This window comes from Roseivirga sp. AWQ4_251 (assembly GCF_056158225.1).
On record NZ_JBSWSW010000001.1, the window covers coordinates 1,818,704 to 1,843,655 of the forward strand.

A 24,952-nucleotide genomic window follows, 5' to 3' on the forward strand; every position below is an offset into this window, starting at 1 on the left:
TTATGATTTAACAAAAACTTGTGAAGACTGCTCCATTTCTTCTTTTAATGCATGCTGTGGATTAGAGGCTGATAGGGCATAGATCTTTAAGAGTATATTTATCGGACTTACTAAAACATGTGTTGTGAGCTTCCATAAAGGGCTCTTTTTCTTGTACCCTAAATCAGGTTGAAACACCAAGAAACTTTTACTAAACCTAGAGGGGTTTCCGCTTAATGAATGATGTACCGCAGTATTCGTTTTTTTGGGTGGATAATTTCTTTGGAAGAAAATTTCCATCTCAGGGCTGCCCATATCTTCATATTGAATAAGAAACTTCTTTTGAAAGCTAAAACTGTGCAGCATACTTTCAAAAGATCTCAAATTCCACAATAAGGCCGAAGCTAAAACTCCCGTTTTGCGCATAGTTTTTAGACTATCTTCATTGTTAGGATTATGCTCAAATCTCTCTCTCGTTTTTCCCATTGAAGATATTGTACCCAATGGATTGCGATAAAGCATAATGTAATTCACATCATAATCGGGATCGTCATAAACCAAGCTGGCGAAGTAACCAGTTTTAGAAGAATCAATGATATGATTGGCACCAGTAACCTCATGGATACTATAAATAAGACCTTTCATCAATTGGCGATACTCCGACCTTTCCTTCGTAAATAGAAAAGGCAAAAAGTAATGGACAGACGACCTCATTTTAGCATCCAATTCCATCAACCTTTCAAGGTCATTATTCTGAGAAAAATTCTTTAGGATGGCATTCCAAGTATCGCACTCTGAAAAATAAACATTGCAACCACACTTCTCATTTAACTTGATCGAACGCTTTACTAGTTGCCTTAATTCACCTAAAGAAAACGCATTTTCCATTAGGCCTAATTTGTAATCTAAATAAGTAGAACCACAGCGAGATGGCCCTGAAATGAAGGTAATTGAAATCACTTTAGTAATTCTAAAAGGTTATTATGGAAATATATTTTCTGGCTATCATATGCCAAATCATTAGCTGAATTCGCGTATGAACTATCTATGAATACTGCTCGTAATGCAGAAAGAATATCGATTTTATTTAAAGCTACAGGAAAGAATTTTGGAGTCTTATAAAACTCCAAAATGCCAGAGTATCTATGAATTATCATAGGTAAATCATGATTAATGGCTTCTTCAAATACCAAACCATACGGTTCTAGAAGGCCAAGACTAACAAAGCATTTTGCCCTTTGATAATACTTCTCGACATGATCACTTGGTAAATAGCCTGCAAAATGAACATAGTTTTGAAGCCCTAAATCATTGGTAAGTTTCTTAAGCTTATTAAGCTCTGCTCCATCACCTACTATATGGAAATTGATTGGGTGTGATGAATGAAGATTAAATTCTGCAAGAGCTTTGAGTATGACATCTACATTTTTCTGACTTTCTAATCTCCCAACAAAAAGCAGATCAATATCTTTTATAATACTCTCTTGCCCATTTTCTTTTTTCAGCTTTTCGGAGTCAAAAATCAATGGAAACACAGTTGAATCAATATTCATGAAACGTTTGTAAAACGAGCTTGTCAGTTCACTGTTAGCAATCACATATTCAGCTCGTTTACCTCCGAAATACATTGAATAATATGAAAACATTGCCTTTATCACTCCCTGATTAAAAGGTCTGAATCCATGTAGAATGAATACTTTTTTATAAAAAGAAAAAAGCAGCAGATAGCATGTATAAAGCGATGATATAAATACCAAATCACTCTTTTTTGAAAAAATCAATTTTGAAAGGGATATGCTATTTTGCCCACCCTTTAAAGAAAGAAAACTTACCTGGAATCCTTCCTCCGACAACGCATTATACAAACGCCTATTAAAGGATGCCACACCACCTCTTTGGGTAGGGCCAGCGAGAATGAAATGTTTATCCTTTAAAGAGTTCGGCATATTTATTTGATGCGTGTGCTTTTACAAATTGATTGATCACTTCCATATCATTGAATGAAAAAGTTCTTTGGCTCACCAAGGCTTCTAATTCTCTTAAATTCTTGATATGATCTATAATGACCCCATTACTATCATTGATTACCTCTGAAATACCTCCTACGCCTGTTGAAGCAACCGGTAAATTCGAAGCCATAGCTTCTATAATGCTCAAAGGAATGTTTTCACTTTCACTAAAGCATGCTAACAGATCGTAATCAGAAAAATTGATGGAATTGGAAAACCCATGTAAAAAAACATTAGGGTATTTCCTAAGCTCTTGAATGAGGATTGAGTGCTCTAAATTACCAAAAATATGGAAATCCAAAAGGTTCGAATTGCCACTTTTTAACAACTTCAGCAACAAGCCATACTTTCGAGGGATTACATTTCCCAAGCAAATAACCTTAAGCGTTTTTTTGGTGGACACAGGTTGATATTGGGTAGTGACATCATAAGTAGCATTATAGATAACCCGTGAATTTCTATTGGCCCATTTCCATTTATTCAACATATAACGAGAAACATGCACAACTCTCTTACTACCAAAAAAACCAATGATGTACAAAGGAATGAAATAGAGACCTTTGATAAAATAACCAAAAGAAATCTTCATCAAATCTGGCCAATTGCCATGATAGGTATGAATAAACCTTCTTCTGGTCAAAGAAAGTAGATAGACTAAATGATCGTCATTATAGAATAAGTCATTTCTACTTGAGTTTTTAAGCAATGCGCTTATTGCCGAGAATACATTCGTAAACCTCACAATTTTGAAATCGGCCTCTTCTATTCCTGAGCTTACGTGCTTACAAATAACTATGATATCAAAGTATCTAGATAGTTGATTTAATAAGGTGTAAGTGTGCTTTGTAGCTCCTGTAAAACTAGGCCCAAAATTTTTGGTAAATAGAATTATCCTCATTCTCGTTAGTTAAATAGAGTACAGCAAAAAGGAACCATAGCAAGCGGAAACCGAACAAGTCGATAACCAGCATTGGCGCTATTGTTAAAAACAAAACAGGTATGATTAAGCGCTTATATTTTTTGATCAGCACCCAGAAAAAACCTAAGAAGTATAGCGTAAAAATCACTCCAAATTGATAAGCAACACCCAACAATGTGTTGTGCGGTGGCTGCATAAAATTGTTACTCCAAAAATCCTTTGTGGCTAATCCATTCCCTATTAAAATATTGCTGAATGTCATATCATTCAGAATCAATATCCAATTCAAAAATCGCTTTTCCGACTCCAGCGAACCACTAAATTGGCTCACCCTTTCTCCTCTCAACGAATAAGTCATTTCAAAAAAAAGTTGGTTCCAATCGATTACAAAAAAGGCAATCAAGCTGACTAAAATTAGAGGAAGTAAAACGAAGGTTTCCCTGAATTGAATGCGATAATAGAGATCAAGGAAGATTGTAATCACTACAAATAATGCCGCGACCAAAATGGCGGTTCTACTTAATGAAACAAAAGCAACCAACACCGTAAAGGCCAATAAAACAGATAAGGACTTATTACTAAGCCGACCTTTAAAAAGAACCAGAAAAATAGCTAAGAGATAAAACCATGTGATATAGTATTTATTCGGGTCGGTAAAAAGCCCCGCAACACGAACTTCACCTTCTCGTGAGCCACTCAATTCAGATGTAACTAGGAATGAATGGGTCGCAAAACCAAGGTTCAAATTATTGGAAATTAAATAAAAGCCGCCTTGGATAACCATTACCCATGGAATCAGCATAAGTATATCAAACTGCTTCTGGCTAACTCCATTTTTTTTTAGATCGTAGCCCGCAATCAGCCAAAAGAAGCAGAAGAAATACCTTAAATAATCTGCATAAAGTTCTGAAAAGCCTATTCCTTTTCGAATAGAAACCACCATGTAAAGGGTGAGAACAATTAAAAAGCCTATAAACTGAAAATATACTTTGCTATGAAGTCCCTTTTTCAGGTTGAAGAAAAGAACAATTAAAACAATTAAATCATATACCTTAAACCCAAAAAGACTAAATGCTTCTAAACTCGTGCTAAAAAGCAACATCACTATCCAAGACCTATTGTCCTTTAAGTCCAGGGTAAGGATTAATACAGCAAAGAAGGCAATCAAATAAGCCTCTACTGAAAAGAACAAAAGAGAGGTTATAACAACTTGAGCCAGAAGAAAAAACTGTCTGTTCATTATTGGCAGACCCTTATCATCAATTGACTATCATTAGCCTTTTCTCTAGGCTTTTTCATTGTTGACGCTTTCAAATTGCATTCTGACAATCAGATAAAGGCAAGCAAATACAATCCCCATAAAAAATGATGCTGCCAGAATGATTAACTTTTTAGGTTTAATAGCCTCTGTAGGTACGGTAATCCGGCTCAAATCCTGAAAGATCGGAAGCTTTTTCTTAAGCTGGATTTGTACGTCAGCATAGGCTTGTTCCATACCAATAAAAAGCTGATAAGCCATATTGTATTCGTTCAATATTTTTTGTTCTTCCGCTTTAGAACTGTTCGTAACCAAACGAATATTGGTATCTCTAAAATTATTCAACTCCGTTTGAGCCTTTTCGAACTCTAGCTTTTTCTCTGCTAATTGAGCTGCAACAAATTCAAGTAAATTCTTATCCTCTTTTGAGGTTAGATCAATAATATACTTCTCAATGAAAGTACGAACATATTGTGTGATTTGAGCCGCGATGAAAGGGTCTTGCATCACTACATTTACCTGAGTAATACTGGTTTGCGGATCTGGAATAACAGTAATTCTGTCCTTTATGGCTTCAAAGAGCTTGCTTTGGTCTTGGCTAACAAAGATGTAATCATTATTAGTATTTGAAGGGCCTTTATCATCTCCACCACCCCTTAAAAAACCTATAATTTTACCAGGAACAGAGAGAACTCTTTTCATCAGGTCAGGCTTTAAATACTCAGCACAATAATCCCTAAACTGAATTGAATCATTAATTTCTGTCAAATAGAACTTTTGATCCATTAAGGTGAAGATAAAGTCGTCTTCTTTCACTACTTGCTCTAAAACCTGCAAATTTACTCTAGATGAGGTCGGGTCAGGTAAATTGATACCAGCCAACCCAGCAAGTCTGTTCAATGAGCTGTTAATCTCGCCACCAGAAGATGATGAATTCATTACTACCTTAGTAGTTGCTCGCCATTCCTTTGGAGTAGTAAAAGCCACTATAGCACCAACAACCACACAACCGAAAGCAATGTAGATCACCAATCGAAGATTCCTCCAAATATGCTTTAGAAGATCAATAATCGAAATTTCTTTGTCTTGGCTCATTACTTACTGATGTTATTCACTAATAATGCAATTGTGGCCAATGATGATGTTACAGCCAAAATAGACTGAATATTGGCAGGTCTTCGAGCAGGTTTTCGGGCCACTACAATAGATGAGCCCGGCTCAATTTTAGGGTAATGCTTCAAGAAGAGAAAACGTTTAACCCCTCTTCTTTCTCCATTCGGATATTGCACAAAACTTCTACCCTTTTTAGCAGTTTGTAAGAAACCACCAGATAATTCGATGTAATCTTTGAAGTTGCTATTCTTGTTATACAGGAGATTGATTGGGGTACTCACCTCGCCTGAAACTCTTACCGTTTCCGTTTTTGCAGGAATTGAAATGATATCACCTGGTTTTACCACGATGTCATATCTACTTCCAGGCTGACTCATGATTTCATCTAAATAAAGAGTAACTGGCTCTTGTTTAGGCAGATTTACATCATCAATTAAAGAATCTCTTTTAATCTGACTGTTTATCAGACCCCCTTTAAATTTGCTTCCTTCAACATCTACACCATTAGAAATTTCAAGTTTACTTTTTAAAAGATCAACTCTCTCAAGCAACTGGTTTTCAGCTGTATTTTTAACTTGTGATTGACCTCTCAGAATTTTTTGTCTCAGTCGGTTCAACTCATCAATACTTATCAATTCGCCACTTTCGCCTTTAATAAACTCTGTGTTACGGATTAAAATAGCGCCTTTAGGATATGCATAGCTTGTCAGGCCTTTAGCCCTTGCTATAATATCTGAAATACGCTCATCTTTTCTACTTATGGTGTAAGAACCTGGCGCTACTACTTCTCCTTCAATCGTTAACTGGCTTTGGATGGAGTAATTCTGAGATTTTCTGATGTAGACCTGATCAAAAGGCTGAAGCGTAAAATTTTTATCTTGGTTGGCCAAAACTCCATCAGCAGGAATATTGAATGAAACGATTTCTGCCAACTGATTTTGAAGGTCTCCCATATTTCTTCTGGATATTTCTATAAAAGAACCTCTTGCAGCTTGAGTTAAACCACCAGAAAGCACAATCAAATCTTGAAGATTCATTTCATCGAAATAAGGGAAAACACCATTTTTAAGTACTTCTCCTCCTATTTGAACATATTGCTCTTCTTGAATATCATAAACTGAATTGATGTTAATTACATCTTCTTTTTGCAAAGTGATATCAGGCTCTGTACCAGCCATTATGGCTGAAATATTTAAAGGAATAATCGTCTGAGAAAAATCCGTCTCTAATCGGAATAGATTAGCTCTTTCTGTATAAGCATCGCCTCTTAAACCTCCTGCTTTTTCAATCAATGTTTTCACTGAAAGTCCATCGGTCAATTGGTATTCACCCTGTCTGAAAACTGCACCATTCAAAACAACCCTGTTACCATATCTGTTGTAAATAGCTCCAACTTCTACTTGATCTCCACTTTTTAATTTAAAGCTATTGAACTCACTGGCAGTCACATCAAAAATCTCTTGTTCCACCGCCCCGTTTCTTTTCACTGTAATAATTTCTTCAAAAGCAGTGTCTCTAAAGCCTTCTGCAAAAGCAATTAGATCGGATAAGGTTTCGTCTTCTTTCAATTCATAAAAACCAGGGCGTTTTACCAAACCAGTTAAGTTTACACGGATCGAAAATGAAGGAACTATAATCACATCTCCATTCCTAAGTCTTTCGTCATCATTTCTAATACCCGAAGTCAAGAAGGAATAGATGTCGATAGTGGTTTCTAACTTGTTATTTCTGATAAGTTTGATATTTCTGAAAGAACCTAAAAAGGATGGCCCTCCTGAAGCGTGCAAAGCGGTATAAACAGTGGCTAACGAGGGTAGCGTATAAAGTCCAGCTTGTTCCACCGAGCCTACAACTTCTACATTGATACTCCTAATCTGTCCCAAACTCATTTGATAAAATACCGTCTGAGGTTTGTCATCCTTAGCCTTCAAGCCTCCAAAAACTTGGCTTATTCTATCAATAATCTTCTGTTCTGCCTGTTTTATGGTTAACCCATTAACATATATTGGCCCAACACCAATTCCTTGTGGTCTTACCGACCCTTCATTCGAAACCTCTAGATTGAATAATTCTTGAGAAGCCCCCCACAAATCAAGTACTAAAACATCGCCAGGGCCAAGAACATAATCTACGGGGGTTGGTAAACTCAAATTAGGTGCGAATGACAAATTATTCTTTCTGAAAAGTGATAAGCCAAAAACCTTACTTTCTGTGGCATTGAGTTTATCTGTAGAAGTGGTTAACAATCCGAAAATATCTTGGTCGGTTATTTGGATAGATCCAGATTTGGCTTCTCCAGCAACAATCTTCTTTTCAGATTGTAATGAGGAAATGCGTTGACGAAGTTTACCAATCTCCTCTGGAGACATACCTCTCTGAATGGCCAAACTTTCTAAGTCAGAAAGAGAAAAGCCCCGTGCCTCAGCTTGTTGAAAATATTGAATCACCTGTTGATCAGAGAGTTGATCGACATTAATTCCGCTTACGTCTACGAGTGATGAGTTTTGTGCTTGAGCAAAAAAAGCTCCCATTAAAAGAGAAAAAATCAAGCATCGGCTGATCAGCACAATAAAGTTCTTTAACATTAACTGAGTTGTTTGTTTATTTTGACTGCCCGGATGAAGAATGAGGCGCAAAGATAAAAAAATGTTTAATAAACTGACGTTATTAACATGTATCTGATGCGCTGACACTTATTAATCGCCATCATTAAGTTTACTGTTTAATGATATAGCTAAATCTAAATGACTTCTACTTCAATTAATCTGAAATTTGAGCACTTTCTCAGAACTTATTACCCCGTTTTTACCTTAAGGGCATATTGAATTCTTTAAGTTTTTTTAAAAAATGGTTATCACCCTGAGCATCTTGGCTGTTTTAGCCCTCGGTTTTATCTTATTTCTCAATTTCAACCCTCAATTTGGGGAAAAAGTATCGGCTGATAACAAGGCAAAATATGCCGAATCAAAACAGTGGGATGGCAAAAAATTCGTAAATCAATCGGTAACGGAAATGGATGTGAATCTGAAAACACTTCCGGGTTTGTTGAAAGCGCAATTCACCGATAGACAGGTGAGAATACCAGAGAGCCCCATTCCGATTGTTCCCTTCAATTCAGCATTGTGGAATGAAAATCCAACACAACCCAAGTTTGTTTGGTATGGACATTCCGTAGCCCTGCTTCAATTGAATGGCAAAAATTTATTGATCGATCCCATGTTTGGGCCAGATACAGCTCCTATTGCTCCATTTCCTACCAAAAGGTTCAGTGAAAATACACTAGAACTTATTGATCAACTTCCTTTAATAGATGCCATTTTACTTACCCACGATCATTACGACCATCTCGATTTAGCGAGCATCAAAAAGCTAAAGGCCAAAGTAAATACCTGGTTTGTTTCCCTAGGCGTTGCAAGGCATTTAACTAAGTGGGGTATTCCTTCCCAAAACATTACAGAATTGGATTGGTGGGATTCTGCTACTTTTGAAGGCATTCAACTTACTTTTACCCCTACGCGCCATTTTTCTGGCCGTGGATTGACGGATCGTGCTAAATCACTTTGGGGTGGCTATGTTTTAAAAACCGATGAATATTCCATCTATTGGAGTGGAGACAGCGGTTACGACCAACATTTTAAAACCGTAGGTGAAAAATTGGGACCATTCGACTGGGGATTTATGGAATGTGGTCAGTATAATGAGCTTTGGCACGCCATTCATATGTATCCGGAAGAAACGGTTCAGGCTTCTATTGATGCTCATGTAAAAACCGTTACTCCTGTTCACTGGGCTGGTTTTCCTTTGGCACTTCATGCTTGGAAGGATCCTATTGAAAGATGTGTAGTTGAAGCTGAAAGGTTGGGAGTTCAATTAAGCACCCCAAAATTGGGAGAAATTATATTCATGAATCAGCCCATTACAACCCAAGATTGGTGGAGTGAGCTGAAGTAAAATAAGCTTTACTGAATTGACTTGCCCTTCGCCATCGATGTAAAACAACTTTATCATAACTTTGGCCTTCGATCATTAACAAAAACTTAAGGGAAGGAACGGAAATTGTAAGGCATTTTCATCAATCTTCGTTTTTCCATAATTAAACTGATATGAAGAAATTAATTCTGTTGGCCAGCCTTTTCATTTTTGGCCATAACAATTTGAAGGATGAGGTGGTTTGGGGCCAAATTGGACACAGAGCCATTGGGCATATTGCCGATGGCATGTTAAGCAAAAAGGCTCAGAAAAATGTAAAAAGAGTGCTTGGATACGAGACATTAGCAGATGTAAGCACTTGGATGGATGAGGTTCGTTCGGATCATACTTTTGACTACGCTAACACTTGGCACTATTGCACCATTCCTGATGGCATGACTTACGAAACTGCTCCAAAACAAGAAGGTGGAGATGTAGTTTGGGCTTTGGAAAAGGTGATCAAAGAATTGAAAGAAGGAGGATTAACTCCTGAACAAGAAGCGATCAACCTTAAGTTTTTGGTTCATATGGTTGGCGATGTTCATCAGCCTTTGCATGTTGGTAACGGAAAAGACAAAGGTGGAAACGATGTGAAAGTTCAATATTTTGGCGGAAATACAAATTTACACAGCGTTTGGGACAGCAAGTTGATTGACTTAAAACAATACAGTTACACCGAGTTTGCAGATTTAGTAAATCACCCAACTAAACAGCAAGTAAAAGATTGGCAAAATGCTACGGTACGTGATTGGGCTAAAGAATCGATGCAATATAGAGATGAAGTTTACGATGTGCCTGAAAATGGTCGTATCAGCTATCAATATTCTTATCAGTATTTCGACATTATTGAGTTAAGAGTAGCTCAGGCTGGCGTTCGTTTAGCTGGAGTTATCAATGAGATTTATAAATAGAAGAAAGTTCTTCCTGAAACAAAAAGAGCCAGCTAATTGCTGGCTCTTTTTGTTTAGAATTCAAAACCTGCTCTGATCACAAAAGGTTTGGGATATACACTTTTTGTGTTGTGGAGAATGTTATAAAGAATGGTAATGCTCCCTCGGATTTTGGGAGTGATTGAGAATCTATTCCCAGCGCCTATCAAAGCTGCTGTGTTCCAAATCCTCTTGTCCATTTTTTCACCTGTAACAGATAGAGGTTTATAGCTATTTCTCTCTCCCGAACCTTCAAAAAATATAGATTTAAAAACAGTGTAATCTACAAAAGCTCTTGAACCGATCACATCTCGTTTCATAGTGGGGCTAGGCTGTTTTACATCTCCAAAAGTAGCCCTATACGAGCCCCCTAGCCCAAATCGAGATCGCCTATTCAATAGATAAGAAACTTGCAAAGCTGCATCTATTACCAATGGCTTTTTCTCATTAACTTGAAAATTACCTCCCCATTTTAACCGTTTCAAAAAAGAAGTACCCTGATATGGATTGGGCACTCTTTTGGGTTTATCCTTTAAATTGTCTAAATCATGAAACTTCTCCTTTGCCTCAGCAATCTTTTCTTGAGCCATATCAAATTTTTCCTGCAAACTTTCCTTTCCAAGTTTTTCCAACTCTTTTGCTTTGGCCTCCAATTGCTTTTTAACAAAATCATTGGTTTGCATACCCTTCATGTTCTTTCGGTAACCTTCCGGCAGAGGCTTGTAATTAGCCATCAGCTTCTGCTGATCCTTAATTACTTTTATTTCTTCAATATTTGTGGCCTTTTCTAAAAGCTTACCCTCCCAGCCCTTAAAGAAGTTTTTATAATTTGATGTTAATTTTTGCAGCTCTGTCATTTTTGATGTCAGCCCAGAAATTTGAGATTTCTTTAAAAAACTCTGCATCAAGTTTTCAGGATTTAAGGTTTTGGCCTTTACTGAGCTATATAAACCTTGGAGTTGATCTAACTCTTTGATTGAAGATTGAAGGTTTTCAGTAACATCCAGTTTGGGAGGCGTTAACTCTAAATCTTTGGCCAATTTCTGTTTCCATTTTTCCAATTGCTGATAAACGGAATCTGCAGCTAGGCTTTCCTTTAATTTTGAGGTTTTAGAAGTAACCAGAGAATCCACTTTTTCCACCCCATTTTGAGGGTCTAGCTTTCTAAGTTTCTTCTCAACTTTTTTGATTTGTTTCTGAACTGCCTTATTCGCTTTTTCAATTTTAGCGTTCAACTTCTCAAAATTCTCCATATCTGAATCTTGGGCGTGAATGAAATAAGGAAAGCTGAGTAGAGCAAAAAATAGAATTAATCGGCTCAAAATTATAGTGTTTTTAATATGGTAGAAATATAGCTGAATTCATTTTAATAACCGCTGTACAAGGAAATTAATAATAAAATCCATATTGGTTTCTGTCATCTCGACCCAAGCGATAAATCCTTGTTCGCACTTGTAGTGCGGACTGATATTATTCCTAACTCTAATTATTAGCACAAAATGTACTGAAGAAGATAGGTACTCGCCAAAGGCAAGCACCAGTTGCGCACCAGTAGAAAAACCAACTCCGTTGCTGAAGTTGGATTTAATGTTATCCTTGTTTGGTCTCAGCGTGACGCTAAGAACAGTGGGGGATAATTTGATACAGTACTAGTTGTACCAAAGCCTTTCTAATTTTTCAATTTTCCACTCCTTCGAATTTCTTTTCAACTTAACAAAATAACCAGCCCCTGAGCACAACTCACTACAAAGAATACTAAAGTATAAATAAGCAAAGTCTTTATTTATAGCAGGCTGGGAGACTCTTATCATACCAACAAAGTCATCATTCAATTCTTCCAACTCCGTCTCATCCCAAGAAATTTTAATCCCAGTAACATAGTCCCTCAGTTTCGGACTTAGATAATTGTTTTGTTCAAATGAAAGAGTTTCCAGCAACAAATCTACCATCATTCTGTCATTGCCTTCTACCTGCTGTTCGTATAAATCGAGATAGCGCTCAGCTAATTCGAGGTCCCCCAATGTGTCAAGATATAGCATTTTCCCGTTCAAACTATCCAAGTCCGTAACCTCAGTTAATATTACTTTGATAACTTCTTCAAGTTTAAACGGTCTATCATTATGATCACGGCAGGATTCACAAAACCCAAGCAAAATCAAGAATAAAACAATTTTTGACTTATTCATTTTTCTTCTTTTTTTCTACTTCTTGGATTGACCAATTTCCTCCAGGTCTAAATCCTAATCCTTTTTTCATAAGTGTTTCATTTGTCCATATAGTATCCGTATGGAATTTTACATCACTTGGGCTTAAATGTAGAGTATCATCAATATACGAACCATCAGTTCTTTCAATTTTCCTTATGAACTCAACCGTTAGTGCTTCGCTCTTTTTATCACCCGTTGGATTATCTTTATCAGAACCATTACCATTAGCCTTATCAATGATTTTCTTTACTTTGCCAGCTGTAGCGGCTCCCCCTTCCAAAGTGAATTTAGGTGTGCTCCCGCCCATATTCTTACCCCCTGACAGAAGTGTGCTAACACCTGTAACGTCTATTCTGTCCGTTACTTCGCCATTCGTATTAGAACCAGGGCCACCACTACCATCACCTACAAAATAATGAACTCCAGTATGCTGAGTATTTTCTCCCTCCGAAGGAAACGGATTATTTCTATCTAACCAAGCTCCTAACTTTTCACGCAATTTAGCACCTCCTTGTACTACTGAATTTCCAAACTCTTTTATAGAACCTGAGACTTTATTAATCTTTCGATTTACATTATCAACAATTTCTTGTGTCTTCCTTTCGATTGCCTGACAATTCACTCCAGGAGGGCAACCACCAGCCATACTAGGCATCATACCATCAGGATCTATAAACCTAATGGGGTTATCAAAAGCATAGTTATAAGGTGAGTGCCTTCTCATCAGGTCGGCCGCAGGATCCACTTGCATAAACCTTCCAAGTTGAGGATCATAGAACCTTGCCTGATAATCATACCAACCTAGATCGAAGTCTGCCTGTTCCTCGAAGCCATTGTATTTGTAATTATTTGGTTTAGATAACGGAGCTGTGGAACTAAGCGCAGAAATGTTCATCCCAAAAGGATAGTAATGATCTTCCTGAAGCACCTTACTTTTGGTATGGGTTATGGTAAAGTCATCGAAGTACACGTTCAGGTCGTAGGCCGTTTCATTGGAGACGTACACGTACAGGTAACCGTTCACCGGTATATCAACCGAGGCGGCCAGTTGCTGCCATGCCGTGCGTGCACTTATGTCCACACTCCTGTAGCCCGTAGCTTCTTCTACTAGGTCAAAGTTCTCATCGAACAGCGCATAGGTCATGTAAGCATGGGGAACCGTGCTGCTAGCGGTGTTGCCATCTTGTTGGGAGGCCAACATATCGTACCTGGCTCCGCTGAACATATCATGTAAGGCGCCCTCCCCAGTAGGCCCACCTACCGCGTTGCTGAAGGCCGCAGCCAGTGCATTAACAAGGTTATTCTCTCCATTTGGGGTGCTGCTTGTCATGTCCTCTAAATAGCGCGCAAAAACCTCCATATCGACCTGATCTCCTCTTCTTACCTGTAGCATTCTACCAGGCCCAATGCGTCTGATTGGGGCACTACCGTTCAATTTTACTGCTTCATTACTGTTTGCTATTCCTGCAATCTCGTAATGGTTCACGCCTGTAGAGTCCCGTGAATCCTCAAAGTTCAGGAAAATGCTCTCCTCGTAAGCCTTAAGGTCAACCCCGCTTGCTGTGGTGTCCGTTTCCATAGTGGCTCGGTAAATCACCTCTTCGTTTTCGGTGGTAAAGGTGATCCTGGTATTGCCAAGGTGGTCTTTGAGGTAGTAGTCATAAACAAACCCTCCTGTTTCCTTTGCCCTTATCCTTCCTTCTGCAGTGGCAATCTGCTGCAGCTCTCCTTCCTCATATATAAGCCCACCTATATATTCGGTAGTAGTTTCATTACCATTGTCATTTACGGTTTTGGCCAGTTTTATTCCCGCAGCATCGTACAGGTAACTGATCTCGCGGTTACCGCTGAAGGTCACCTTGGTAGGCAGGTTGAGATGGTTGTAATCTATATTAGTGATATCCTTGTTCCGGTCAAATTCCATATTGCCGTTGGCATCATAGCCAAAGTCATCATTGGTGGTATTGCCGTCCTTAAAGCCCTCAGTAATATCCCCAAGATCGTCCACGATCAGCAACCGGTTGCCGTTGTAGCTGCTGTATTCCAGCTGATCCATTGGCGCATTCGCATTCGAATGGTAGCGGGTTAGGCTGAGTATGTTGCCGTTGAGGTCATAGGAAAGGTTATTGACATCAAAGGTATTGGTATTGCTCCAGGCCGCCCCTGACTTGAACTGGTAGTCGGCACCTGCCAGCCTGTTCATGGCATCATATCCATACTCGTAGGCATTTATTTTCGGGTTCCCCATACCGAACGAGCTCCATTGCTGAGCGGAAATATTGCCGTTGAAAAGGTGTTGGTTGCCCAGGCCATCAAGGTCGGTATTATAGGCCAAGGCCATCCCAAAGTAGTCGCCATTGGTATAGCCCGTGTCATCACGATCGTCCGTCAGTGATGGATCATTGATGGATGTTAGCCAGCCACGAATATTATAGGAATAATCCACGTACTGTTCGAAACTGGTTCCCTCATCGGTGGAATGCAGGTCTTTTTCTATCAATTCACCCAGTTCATTGTAGGTGTTTTTAACTAGCACCACAGCATCATCCGTATTCACCTGATGATCGATCTGTAAAAGCCTACTGGCATGGTCATAAGTAAACTCCTGAGCTATTGTTGTAGTAGTGGTTCCATCATTATGGCTGCTTTTAGTTTCTAGCACCCTTCCGGCAAAGTCAAATAGGCTACTTGTCCTGTCTACTCCACCAATATGATTATCTGAATGTGTTTGTATAACACGTCCTTTGTCATCATAATACATAAGGTTCTTGAGCCAGTTGGTACTTCCCAAAATCTTGGTCATGCTAGCCACCGCTCTTCCCTTTGTTTTAGTAGAGTAAGTAGATGGCAGTCCTATTTCCTGAACATATGGGTAAAGATTAAGAATGGCAGGCACATATTCATCGTAGAAAGTAATGCTCAAATAGTTGCTCAGTCCCGTCACATTCGGAAAAGCAAGATTTGTATAGCCTTGAATAGGACCACTTCCAAACTCTTCATAAGACGGACCACTAAATGCTTCCAACAAATCTTGCATATTCTCCTGCCCTATTGTAACAGTATTATTGTAGAAGCCTGTAAGGACAGGTCGTTCAAAAATATCATATTTAGTGAACGTCCATTGATCAAGAATACGCTGATTGGCATCTTGAGTAAGTACCAGCCTGTCCAGCTTGTCGTAGACCATATAAACCCAGCCTGAGCCCGGCACCCTTTTCTCTACCATGCGGTTGCGATCGTCATAACGGTATTGAAAAGCCCATTTTTGAAGAAAGCTTTGATCTATAGTGGTAGTCAGATTATTTGATATTTCCTTAGAAGCTTCTGGAGATAAAACAAAGCTCAAATTACCATAGTCGTCATATACATAATAAGAATCGGCCCATGGGGACACTACATTACCAGTTTCCATTCTTTTCAAAAGAACTTGACCAGTATTATTAGTGAATTGAATCACTTTATTTCCTTCTTCGTCTTCCGAAACATTCTTCAGCAAACTTCCTACTGGATAATAATTTAATGAGTTTAATACAGGGCTACTGTTAGAAATATCGAACCAAAGCACTTCATCGCTAGCTTCATTCACGTTATAACTTAATCTTTGAACATGGTCCGTGGTGGAGTTTGTTATTGGCTGCCAATCACTACCTGGCGAACCTTGTTTTAACACTCTGTTTAACGGTGAATCTTCAAATACAGTCTCAGCAAATGGGTTGGTGTCATGAGCTACATTGGCGGTATTCTGGTAGAAAAGATACTGCGGGCTTGATGTATAATCAGTATAATTATTCGCTAGGCTACCAACGCTATTTACCTCAAGGATATTACAATTGTCATAGGATACGTAAGGAAGGAAGCTTTTTGTCTGCCTACCAAATTCATCATAAACTATAGGCTGAACAATATCTCCATAATCTGGAGAGGCTTTAACGGATATATTTTGTATAACCCTTCCAAGTCCATCTGCGAAGCTAACATCCACATTTCTTTCTTCCGAACTTAATCCTGAAACCTGAGATACTTGAGTAACACCTGAGATCAAAACTGTATTACTAAGGCTATAATTTTCGTTACCCGGATCAATTTCGCCACTTGCCCGAACCGTCACCTTGATGCTAGATGTGTACTTAGTCTCGTTGCAGGAACTTACAGCCCTGCGGTACCATTTGTCCGATGTCAGCCCGGAAGGTGGGTTGTAGGCCTCCAAGGTCGCTCCGCTTATGTTGCTCCAGCTGCTGTTGTCAGAAGAGACCTGCCACTGGTAGGTGTAGCTGCCGTTACCGTTGCTCGGGGAAACAGAGCTGCCCAAAGTACCAGGGTCTCCGTTGTAGCAAACCGTCTGGGTACCGCTGAGGCTCCCGGCCAAAAGGCTTGCCCGAACCGTCACCTTGATGCTAGATGTGTACTTAGTCTCGTTGCAGGAACTTACAGCCCTGCGGTACCATTTGTCCGATGTCAGCCCGGAAGGTGGGTTGTAGGCCTCCAAGGTCGCTCCGCTTATGTTGCTCCAGCTGCTGTTGTCAGAAGAGACCTGCCACTGGTAGGTGTAGCTGCCGTTACCGTTGCTCGGGGAAACAGAGCTGCCCAAAGTACCAGGGTCTCCGTTGTAGCAAACCGTCTGGGTGCCGCTGAGGCTCCCGGCCAAAAGGCTTGCCCGAACCGTCACCTTGATGCTAGATGTGTACTTAGTCTCGTTGCAGGAACTTACAGCCCTGCGGTACCATTTGTCCGATGTCAGCCCGGAAGGTGGGTTGTAGGCCTCCAAGGTCGCTCCGCTTATGTTGCTCCAGCTGCTGTTGTCAGAAGAGACCTGCCACTGGTAGGTGTAGCTGCCGTTACCGTTGCTCGGGGAAACAGAGCTGCCCAAAGTACCAGGGTCTCCGTTGTAGCAAACCGTCTGGGTGCCGCTGAGGCTCCCGGCCAAAAGGCTTGCCCGAACCGTCACCTTGATGCTAGATGTGTACTTAGTCTCGTTGCAGGAACTTACAGCCCTGCGGTACCATTTGTCCGATGTCAGCCCGGAAGGTGGGTTGTAGGTGCTTGATGTAGCACCGCTTATGTTGCTCCAGCTGCTGTTGTTAGAAGAGACCTGCCACTGGTAGGTGTAGCTGCCGTTACCGTTGCTCGGGGAAACAGAGCTGCCCAAAGTACCAGGGTCTCCGTTGTAGCAAACCGTCTGGGTACCGCTGATGCTTCCGGCCAAAAGGCTTGCCCGAACCGTTACCTTGATGCTAGATGTGTACTTAGTCTCGTTGCAGGAACTTACAGCCCTGCGGTACCATTTGTCCGATGTCAGCCCGGAAGGTGGGTTGTAGGTGCTTGATGTAGCACCGCTTATGTTGCTCCAGCTGCTGTTGTTAGAAGAGACCTGCCACTGGTAGGTGTAGCTGCCGTTACCGTTGCTCGGGGAAACAGAGCTGCCCAAAGTACCAGGGTCTCCGTTGTAGCAAACCGTCTGGGTACCGCTGATGCTTCCGGCCAAAAGGCTTGCCCGAACCGTTACCTTGATGCTAGATGTGTACTTAGTCTCGTTGCAGGAGCTTACAGCCCTGCGGTACCATTTGTCCGATGTCAGCCCGGAAGGTGGGTTGTAGGTGCTTGATGTAGCACCGCTTATGTTGCTCCAGCTGCTGTTGTTAGAAGAGACCTGCCACTGGTAGGTGTAGCTGCCGTTACCGTTGCTCGGGGAAACAGAACTGCCCAAAGTACCAGGGTCTCCGTTGTAGCAAACCGTCTGGGTACCGCTGATGCTTCCGGCCAAAAGGCTTGCCCGAACCGTTACCTTGATGCTAGATGTATACTTAGTCTCGTTGCAGGAACTTACAGCCCTGCGGTACCATTTGTCCGATGTCAGCCCGGAAGGTGGGTTGTAGGTGCTTGATGTAGCACCGCTTATGTTGCTCCAGCTGCTATTGTTAGAAGAGACCTGCCACTGGTAGGTGTAGCTGCCGTTACCGTTGCTCGGGGAAATAGAGCTGCCCAAAGTACTAGGGTCTCCGTTGTAGCAAACCGTCTGGGTACCGCTGATGCTTCCGGCCAAAAGGCTTGCCCGAACCGTTACCTTGATGCTAGATGTGTACCTAGTCTCGTTGCAGGAACTTACAGCCCTGCGGTACCATTTGTCCGATGTCAGCCCGGAAGGTGGGTTGTAGGTGCTTGATGTAGCACCGCTTATGTTGCTCCAGCTGCTGTTGTTAGAAGAGACCTGCCACTGGTAGGTGTAGCTGCCGTTACCGTTGCTCGGGGAAACAGAGCTGCCCAAAGTACTAGGGTCTCCGTTGTAGCAAACCGTCTGGGTGCCGCTGATGCTTCCGGCAGTAACATCGCTATAAATTGTTACTTTAACTGGAGCCGTATATTCCTCGAATCCATCAACGTAGGCCTTTCTTCTATACCACCGGCTATTTGTAAGACCTGCGGGAGGATTATAAGTACTTGAAGTGGCTCCAGAAATTGTACTCCAGCTCGATGAATTATCTGAGTATTCCCATTGATACTGAATAGGATCGGAACAACCACTTGCTAATTGTACATTAGAAATGGTACCAGGATCACCTCCGCTACATATAGATGAGGCTCCGCCTATCGAACCAGCAGACAAAGGGTTCGGAATAGTGAAGTTAACACTAGCCGCTTCACTCCATAATGATCTGTCAGTATCAAAAGCTCTTAAGTAATAAGAGCTCGGTCCAGCCCCTGTAATTTGCCTGCTTGAATAACTGGAGGTCGAGTAAGATGTACTCATTCCATAAGGTGAAGTTTGCCAATACCAAACAATACCCGACATTGGATTTCCATACTTAGTTACGGTCACTCTCCCGCAAGTTAAATCTGTTACTGTAGGATTGGGCGGTGGGGCTGGAGTAGCATCAACAATGACATTAAACTGTTCCGACCCTCCATACCATGAAGCATTTAAATATGTTTGGTGTCCCCAGCTTGTCCATCTCACATCGACATAACTAGTTCCGTTACCTCCTATAATTTCACCACCAGAAACAGTCCAATCTATAGTCCCATTTCCTCCAAATAGGCTATAAGTATATATTCCTCCATACAAAGGCTCCTGCTCACCTGAAATACTGCTTTGAGAAAACAAGGTATTACAGAACACAGTGAAGGCTAAAACAAAAAGTGATTTAAAAATATTTTTTCTAAAAAAAATCATCATTTCTAAATTGAAAAGTAGATACTAGTATTCCTTGTAATGATATTCAAAGGTCTTAATGATATTGCTATCATTGTCCCTTATCACCACTACTCTTCCTGCTTCATCATATTCATAATAAGATGATATTCCGTTTGAATCCGTTTTGGATGTTGTTCCAAAAGGCAAAGAGTATGTCAAAGCTGTAAACTGCACATCATCACCAAGATTACTTTCAAGCTCTCCTAAAAAATCTTTCCAAATCTGCTTCTGTAATGAGGTAGTCATATTACCTACAACAGTTAACAATCCTTCTAAATCCTGAACATTAGATGGTTTAGAAGTCCATCCAGCGGCAATTGTTGTTGTAACTGCTGACGTTAGATTTGAAACCGAAAGACCCAAAGCCTGCAGAACGGGATATCGACCCTCATATCCCCAAATATAGGAGATGTGGATTCCATCTTCTTTTGAAAGTTCAGTGGGGTTTCCATAGTTATCGTAACTATGGAAGTTGATTTTTCTTTCCAAGTCATTGTTGCCTTTAGCGGCTTCAATAGATTCGGCAGCAACAAAATTCCCTGTCCAGTTTTTGAAATTGTTCCTTTGTCTACTTAATAAATTTGTACCTAAATAGGATTCTGTTTGAATGGCAGAAGCGATCTGATGATTAAGAGTCGCTTTCATTTTATTGACAGCCGTAAGCTCTTCATTATTAAGTAATTCACCAGGCAATCCACCAGAACCTTGAATGTCATCAGGAAAATAATTTTTTGTAATTATCGTTTGGCCTTTGCTATCAACAGAACTTTGTTCGGTAACCTGTTGATGTGTTTTGTTGCCATATATATAATTTGTAGTAACAATTTGATCACCAGAGGAGAAATACTGTGTGGTTTTTTTCTGAGTAAGTTGTACCCAAGCAGAAGTAATTTCACCATACACATAAAGGAATACAGCAGGGATTAGACGAACGGCTGGCTGTTCAGAAATATTATCTATATACATACCCTGATCCTCAGGGTATAATTGCTTAATTACAATATCATTCAATATAAAAGAGTCATTGCCCTCCGGATGATTGTAGACATCCTCTTTTAAATCATAATCAAAGTCATAAGTATATTCCTCTTTCGAAAGAATAGAATTACTACTGTTAAAAACGCTCTTCTCTAAAAGCAAGCCCCTTTTAAAGGAAAAGGAAGTTGTTTCGTTAAAAAGCTCTATTAAATCATAGTTACTGTAATAAATTGTAGGCAGTGAATTACTGCCTGTATATAGCAAGATATGGTCGGGTAAATCACTATACTGAGGATTGTTTTCAAAATCTATGAAGGTACTGTATTTATAAAGGTTCCTCCCCCCTTCACCTCCTATTCCTATTGATTCAGAAACGTATTCATATATTACGCCTATGCCATTTGACCTACCCAAGGTATTATAGCTACTTGAGGAAAGTGTGATTTTATCGCAAAATGCATAGGTATCAAAACTAACACCTCCATTAATAAACATCTTGATTCTTTCTCTTTTCCTCGATTCATACTTAGGTTTATCTATTAGCCGTCCACTAGAACGTTGGAGTTCTAAGTCTGGGTTTTCATAAGAAAAAGTTTTGATCATTGCTGGAGAATTATCTCCTGGGTCAGTGGTTATTTTTTTTATTCTTAGCCCCCCCACTTGGTGATTTCCCATTTGCCCTGTCAAATAATGCTCACCATAATAGCTGTGTGGCTCATATTCGAAAGCAGAGCTACCTCCTGTAGGATAAGTTATTGATTTCAAGGCATATGTCTGGCTATAATTCCCATTCACGGACCTATCCGATCCATTGTAGCTTACGTTATATACGGAATTTGAATAACTAGGAATTAGCCCCTTACCCAGATTTGATTTTCCATTGTAATAGCCCCACAGATCTTGACTTGTAGAAAACCTTTTTGGCATAATATATTGCTCATAATAGTTGAATTCCCATCTTTGATGTGATACATTTTCTACTACGGAATTTAATTTCAGTCTATCATCATCTGGATCCGAATTTGATGAACCAAAATAAGTATGTGTAAGATCATAATCTTTAATTAATTCATTATTGAAATTAACCTGAATAGAGCTTATTTTAGGACTACCTGAATCACTTCTGCTCGAATAATTAAACAAAACCTCACCTTCTCCATTAGAGAAGGAAATTCTATCAAGTCTTTGCCCTTTGCGAATCTCCATTGTTGCATCGCATTCGGTACGATAATTATCAGAATAGCAGCCTCCTGGAGATTGTGAAATAGCTAGGTCGAAAGTTTGTGTTTTAGATAAATCATATGAATACCAAAATGGCATTTCGGTATAGTGGAAATTAATTTGCTCCCCGTCAGTTGTAGTTATATTCCTCAAGTACCACACCTGGGGCATATCCTTAAATATCTCAGCTGACAAGTCCCATTTTGATCCGCAGCTACTGGTTACTTTTGAGGTTTCAACCACATCATATGTGAATTTATTTCCATTCTCATCATAAACCACAAAATAGTCTTCCCCTTGATCGGTTAAAACATCGATCCTAATAGGTTCAAATGGTATGGTCTGAGCGTTCCTTGATTGATCTATTACAAATTTAGAGCTCCTAGCTCCAAAATTGATATGGTAGAAATCAAATTGAGTATCAACTATATTCTTAGCCGCATTATTTGCTAAATCGTAATCATCACTCAATAAAACTTGTGAAGCATATTGCCCTGTTGTACCATTTGGCTTAAAGGAGTCTCTATCAGGCAAGGTTGTGTCAATAGAGGATGATGCTACACCGTTATAAGAAAAATCAGGAGCCCCCCTTACTGATGCTGAAATAGAATTACCCAAACTTAAAGCCCATCCAAGGCCTACATTACTCGCTATCTCATCTACCCTGACTCCTCCTCCGTGATAGTTTAAACTTATTGGTAAAGAGAAGCCATTTTTCGCTGTAATATTAAAAATTGAAATATCCGTACTTATGATTCCAGAACTATAACTCACAGGTATATCACCAAACTTATTTATAGCTGCCTGATCTGGATTGGGAGGAATCAGCTCTGGAAGGTCTTGTGATACCAAACTACCGAGACTAATGCCTGAAAAAAGAATGGCTAAACAGAACAGCCTACCTATTTTGGCTGTTAGATCATGAATTACAAGAAACATGTGAAAAAGACTTAATGGTGAATTCAAAAAAATAAGAATTAAGAAATCTTTATCTTAAAAATAAAAAATACTTTAATTGATTAATTCTAGTTCTCAACTAGCAAAAGCAATTACAGATTTTAAATCAAATTATAAAACCAAAAAAGACTATTTTTTTTTGGTGTTTTATAAAGGGCAAATTTAATGTTTGATTAGCATCTTAGAAATCCGATCTCAAATCAAACGTCCCCACAACACTCTTTGTATTTTTTGCCGCTTCCGCATGGGCAAGGTGAGTTACGGCCAAGCTTTGGTTTCTTTTTAAATGAGTCCTTGTCAATAACTTTGGTCATATCTTGATGGAAAACCTAACTCAAAAGCTCATATAGTTTAGGATGCTTTTCTTTTAATAAATGTGGACGCTCAAAGAAATACTCACTGGCCACGGCAAAAAACTCTTGCATGTTGGTAGCGCCATATTCATCAATATCGGAATGATGCTCTTTTATGGCCGCAATTTCCTTTCTGGCAAAATCCAGCCAAGGCAAAGCATAAGCTTTATCGTGAAAACCGGGAGGAATTCCGTCCACACTCCCATCCTCTTTGTCGAACAAATGCACAAACTCATGAATGCCAACATTTCGCTTGTCGGAAAAATTTTCGAATCCATTTCGCAACGCAGGTTTTGAAAGAATCATTTTCCCTTCCATTACTCCTGTGCCTACCATTCCTGCAATATGTTCCTTGCCACTATTTATATTGTACTCGCTATCAAATAAACCAGGGTAAAGCAGTACTTCTTCAATATTGTTGTAATGGAAATTTGGAAAGCCAAACAGAGGAATCACAGCACTGCTGGCAATCAGCATACGATCTTCTAAATCAACTTCCGTTTGAACACCCGTGATTTTCACATGCGATAGAAAACCCTGCACTTCAGTCTCAAACCGCTTTCGGTCGGTCTCATTTAGGTTTCTGTAAAAATTGACCTTTTCGATCAGTATTTTTCTCCATTTTTCTGGAGTTTGGGAGAAGTCAACTGTGACTCTTTCTTTCTTGTAGTACAAAATGATCACCAGTACAATGGCCACCAAGAGAATGCTGAAAATCATATTATGCGAGTAATTAGCCTGTATAGATACGCCTAATTGTGGAGTTTAAGAAAGAGAAATTTTATTCCTGACTATAATCTCCGCTTCTGTTACTTCTCAAGGCAAAGAGTCTTATTGATCTTTATCAAAAGCCAACGGTCTTAAGAACTATAATAAGCTCACTAGTCAGTTACAGTTAGTGTTTAATTGTTGGTGAGCAGATAGAGAAACGGTTGGAATATTTTGTCCATCACCGATTTTTATACAGCTTAAATCGGGGTTTCTGTCCACTCTCAAATCAATAAGCTCAGCGTTTTGGCTAATGTCCAAGCCTGTCAGTGAATTTGATGAAATGAATAGATAGTTCAATGCTGAATTCTGTGTGAGATTAATATCCTGAATTTGATTATCAGAAAGAACCAATGTTTCGAGTTTGATATTAGAACTAAGATCAACTTCCGTCAGCTGATTACTGGTTAACAGCAAACTTTTTACGTTGCCGGCTGCGCTCACATCGATATCGGTCAGCTGATTTTGCATCAAAAAGAGGGTTTCAACTGATCCATTCTCTATGGTCAAACTCTCAAAAAAGTTGTTTGACAGATCGAGAATTTTTAAGTTTTCTGCATTTGAAAGCCCACTAATGGAACTTAGTTCATTGAAATTAAGATCGGCCCAAATCAGTTTTGAATTCCCACTCAGGTCTATTTCAGTTAAGTAATTATTAAAAAAGATGAGTGTGTCCAATTTCGTATTGAAGGATAAATCAACCAACTCAATTTGTTGATTGGCAGCAGAAAGGAAGGTCAGATTGGTAAAGCCTTCGATACCACTCAAGTCAGAGATTTCTCCGTGATTATCGAAAAAATTCAAGTCGAGACGGTCTACTTTTTGAGCATCCGACACGGAAATTTGTTGATTTACAATACCATCCGAATCGATGCCATGCTCTATTAAAATAGATTCGAAGTGTTCATCAGGAATCTCTACAAATAAATTGCTTGGTTCAGGGTCATCGTTTGAACATGATGACAAACCGAGGAGAGTCAAAGCCAAACTCAGGAGTCCAGTTTTAATGTATTTTGAATTTGAAGTGTAAAATTGACCAGTTGTTTTGTGTTGTTGTTTCATTAATCTGTGTTTTTGTACCAATACCCAATTGGGCTTTAATT

At 39.6% G+C, this 24,952-nt stretch carries 15 protein-coding genes; 2 read left to right on the forward strand and 13 right to left on the reverse strand.

Annotated elements, in window-relative coordinates; all coding sequences use genetic code 11:
* Genes ACXACJ_RS08010 through ACXACJ_RS08035 form a run of 6 tightly spaced genes read right to left on the reverse strand, consistent with a single transcriptional unit; the run spans position 1 to position 7,863 of the window.
* Positions 1 to 939 (reverse strand): hypothetical protein, encoded by a 939-nt coding sequence (locus tag ACXACJ_RS08010; protein WP_475133831.1) that lies wholly within the window; start codon positions 937 to 939, stop codon positions 1 to 3.
* Positions 936 to 1,865, reverse strand: a complete 930-nt coding sequence (locus ACXACJ_RS08015; protein ID WP_475133832.1) for a glycosyltransferase family 4 protein — start codon at positions 1,863 to 1,865, stop codon at positions 936 to 938. Before ACXACJ_RS08015 ends, ACXACJ_RS08010 begins: the two co-directional genes overlap by 4 nt.
* Positions 1,866 to 1,902: 37 nt before the next feature.
* On the reverse strand, positions 1,903 to 2,886 hold the full coding sequence (locus ACXACJ_RS08020) for a glycosyltransferase family 4 protein (protein ID WP_475133833.1): 984 nt from the start codon (positions 2,884 to 2,886) through the stop codon (positions 1,903 to 1,905).
* The gene (locus ACXACJ_RS08025) at positions 2,849 to 4,147 is read right to left on the reverse strand and encodes an O-antigen ligase family protein (protein WP_475133834.1); all 1,299 of its coding nucleotides are present in this window, start codon (positions 4,145 to 4,147) and stop codon (positions 2,849 to 2,851) included. Before ACXACJ_RS08025 ends, ACXACJ_RS08020 begins: the two co-directional genes overlap by 38 nt.
* A gap of 45 nt (positions 4,148 to 4,192) precedes the next feature.
* The gene (locus ACXACJ_RS08030; protein WP_475133835.1) at positions 4,193 to 5,260 is read right to left on the reverse strand and encodes a Wzz/FepE/Etk N-terminal domain-containing protein; all 1,068 of its coding nucleotides are present in this window, start codon (positions 5,258 to 5,260) and stop codon (positions 4,193 to 4,195) included.
* Positions 5,260 to 7,863 carry an SLBB domain-containing protein gene (locus ACXACJ_RS08035; protein WP_475133836.1) on the reverse strand — a complete coding sequence of 868 codons (2,604 nt, stop codon included), beginning with the start codon at positions 7,861 to 7,863 and terminating at the stop codon, positions 5,260 to 5,262. The genes ACXACJ_RS08030 and ACXACJ_RS08035 overlap by 1 nt, the downstream gene beginning before the upstream one ends.
* A 262-nt stretch (positions 7,864 to 8,125) precedes the next feature.
* Here ACXACJ_RS08035 and ACXACJ_RS08040 point away from each other — a divergent pair, with 262 nt between their 5' ends.
* Positions 8,126 to 9,229, forward strand: a complete 1,104-nt coding sequence (locus ACXACJ_RS08040) for an MBL fold metallo-hydrolase (RefSeq protein ID WP_475133837.1) — start codon at positions 8,126 to 8,128, stop codon at positions 9,227 to 9,229.
* Between the two features lie 152 nt (positions 9,230 to 9,381).
* Positions 9,382 to 10,158 carry a S1/P1 nuclease gene (locus tag ACXACJ_RS08045; RefSeq protein WP_475133838.1) on the forward strand — a complete coding sequence of 259 codons (777 nt, stop codon included), beginning with the start codon at positions 9,382 to 9,384 and terminating at the stop codon, positions 10,156 to 10,158.
* A 53-nt stretch (positions 10,159 to 10,211) separates the two neighbouring features.
* Here the strand turns inward: ACXACJ_RS08045 and ACXACJ_RS08050 are convergent, their stop codons facing one another.
* The 7 genes from ACXACJ_RS08050 to ACXACJ_RS08080 form a co-directional block, all read right to left on the reverse strand.
* The gene (locus ACXACJ_RS08050; RefSeq protein ID WP_475133839.1) at positions 10,212 to 11,498 is read right to left on the reverse strand and encodes a hypothetical protein; all 1,287 of its coding nucleotides are present in this window, start codon (positions 11,496 to 11,498) and stop codon (positions 10,212 to 10,214) included.
* A gap of 327 nt (positions 11,499 to 11,825) precedes the next feature.
* Positions 11,826 to 12,362 carry a hypothetical protein gene (locus tag ACXACJ_RS08055; RefSeq protein ID WP_475133840.1) on the reverse strand — a complete coding sequence of 179 codons (537 nt, stop codon included), beginning with the start codon at positions 12,360 to 12,362 and terminating at the stop codon, positions 11,826 to 11,828.
* Positions 12,355 to 19,554: a DUF6443 domain-containing protein gene (locus ACXACJ_RS08060; protein ID WP_475133841.1), complete on the reverse strand. Its 7,200-nt coding sequence runs from the start codon at positions 19,552 to 19,554 to the stop codon at positions 12,355 to 12,357. The genes ACXACJ_RS08055 and ACXACJ_RS08060 overlap by 8 nt, the downstream gene beginning before the upstream one ends.
* A gap of 21 nt (positions 19,555 to 19,575) precedes the next feature.
* Positions 19,576 to 22,710: a hypothetical protein gene (locus ACXACJ_RS08065; protein ID WP_475133842.1), complete on the reverse strand. Its 3,135-nt coding sequence runs from the start codon at positions 22,708 to 22,710 to the stop codon at positions 19,576 to 19,578.
* Between the two features lie 218 nt (positions 22,711 to 22,928).
* A complete protein-coding gene (locus ACXACJ_RS08070; RefSeq protein WP_475133843.1) occupies positions 22,929 to 23,042 on the reverse strand; it encodes an SEC-C metal-binding domain-containing protein in 114 nt (37 codons plus the stop codon).
* Between the two features lie 15 nt (positions 23,043 to 23,057).
* A complete protein-coding gene (locus tag ACXACJ_RS08075; protein ID WP_475133844.1) occupies positions 23,058 to 23,801 on the reverse strand; it encodes a M90 family metallopeptidase in 744 nt (247 codons plus the stop codon).
* A 165-nt stretch (positions 23,802 to 23,966) separates the two neighbouring features.
* On the reverse strand, positions 23,967 to 24,911 hold the full coding sequence (locus tag ACXACJ_RS08080; protein WP_475133845.1) for a leucine-rich repeat domain-containing protein: 945 nt from the start codon (positions 24,909 to 24,911) through the stop codon (positions 23,967 to 23,969).
* Positions 24,912 to 24,952 lie beyond the last annotated feature (41 nt).

What these genes read in the sequence shown, in the direction of transcription:
- ACXACJ_RS08055 (WP_475133840.1), bottom strand. Translation starts at nt 12,362, where the DNA reads ATGAATAAGTCAAAAATTGTTTTATTCTTGATTTTGCTTGGGTTTTGT.
- ACXACJ_RS08025 (WP_475133834.1), bottom strand. Translation starts at nt 4,147, where the DNA reads ATGAACAGACAGTTTTTTCTTCTGGCTCAAGTTGTTATAACCTCTCTT.
- ACXACJ_RS08030 (WP_475133835.1), bottom strand. Translation starts at nt 5,260, where the DNA reads ATGAGCCAAGACAAAGAAATTTCGATTATTGATCTTCTAAAGCATATT.
- ACXACJ_RS08075 (WP_475133844.1), bottom strand. Translation starts at nt 23,801, where the DNA reads ATGATTTTCAGCATTCTCTTGGTGGCCATTGTACTGGTGATCATTTTG.
- ACXACJ_RS08040 (WP_475133837.1), top strand. Translation starts at nt 8,126, where the DNA reads ATGGTTATCACCCTGAGCATCTTGGCTGTTTTAGCCCTCGGTTTTATC.
- ACXACJ_RS08020 (WP_475133833.1), bottom strand. Translation starts at nt 2,886, where the DNA reads ATGAGGATAATTCTATTTACCAAAAATTTTGGGCCTAGTTTTACAGGA.
- ACXACJ_RS08070 (WP_475133843.1), bottom strand. Translation starts at nt 23,042, where the DNA reads ATGACCAAAGTTATTGACAAGGACTCATTTAAAAAGAAACCAAAGCTT.
- ACXACJ_RS08045 (WP_475133838.1), top strand. Translation starts at nt 9,382, where the DNA reads ATGAAGAAATTAATTCTGTTGGCCAGCCTTTTCATTTTTGGCCATAAC.
- ACXACJ_RS08035 (WP_475133836.1), bottom strand. Translation starts at nt 7,863, where the DNA reads ATGTTAAAGAACTTTATTGTGCTGATCAGCCGATGCTTGATTTTTTCT.
- ACXACJ_RS08080 (WP_475133845.1), bottom strand. Translation starts at nt 24,911, where the DNA reads ATGAAACAACAACACAAAACAACTGGTCAATTTTACACTTCAAATTCA.
- ACXACJ_RS08065 (WP_475133842.1), bottom strand. Translation starts at nt 22,710, where the DNA reads ATGTTTCTTGTAATTCATGATCTAACAGCCAAAATAGGTAGGCTGTTC.
- ACXACJ_RS08060 (WP_475133841.1), bottom strand. Translation starts at nt 19,554, where the DNA reads ATGATGATTTTTTTTAGAAAAAATATTTTTAAATCACTTTTTGTTTTA.